The organism is Bradyrhizobium sp. NBAIM08 (assembly GCF_020193935.1).
Lineage (GTDB): Bacteria > Pseudomonadota > Alphaproteobacteria > Rhizobiales > Xanthobacteraceae > Bradyrhizobium > Bradyrhizobium yuanmingense.
The window spans coordinates 1-572 of the sequence record NZ_JADYVR010000088.1; the positions used below are offsets into that span (position 1 = coordinate 1).

Here is a 572-nt window from a genome sequence, read left to right on the forward strand (position 1 = left end):
GCCATATACGTGATTCCCTACTTCAAAACCGGGTTCACCAGGATGGGTGCTTTAGCTAACCGTTCCTCCTTTTCGTGCAGGTAATTTTCTATCAGTCCGCTATTGAAATGCCGGTACAATTGTTCAACGGCTGCCAGGGAATAATCTTTTTTATGATAAAGCCGGCTACTACCCCCCTTTTCCGGTGGCGGTAGCTTTTTCAGCTTATCAAAATATACCACCAGCCGGGCAAAAGTCTCCGTCATATCTTTTATCAGCCGGTTACCAATGGACGATGGCGTATCGCCCCAGGTAATCCGGGGCCGTATTTGGTGAATGATTTCGCCGGTGTCAATACCGGCATCAATATACATAAACGTGGCGCCAACATATTCCGGCTCCTTATTCACCAATGGCCAAAAATTGGTAGCCGCACCGCGGTAGTAAGGCGAAAGGCCCAGGTGTACATTAATAATATGTTCTTTAAACCCCGACAACAGGGGATATTTAATGATGGAACAACCGTAGGTTATGATCAGGTCAGGTTTCAGTGCCAGTATCTCTTCATAAAAAGCATGGTTATTAATGCTACC

At 46.0% G+C, this 572-nt stretch carries 1 protein-coding gene; it reads right to left on the reverse strand.

The features are described from left to right. Positions 1 to 17 precede the first annotated feature (17 nt). On the reverse strand, positions 18 to 572 hold a 555-nt coding region (locus I6F37_RS38530; protein WP_225154148.1), incomplete at its 5' end, for a formyl transferase.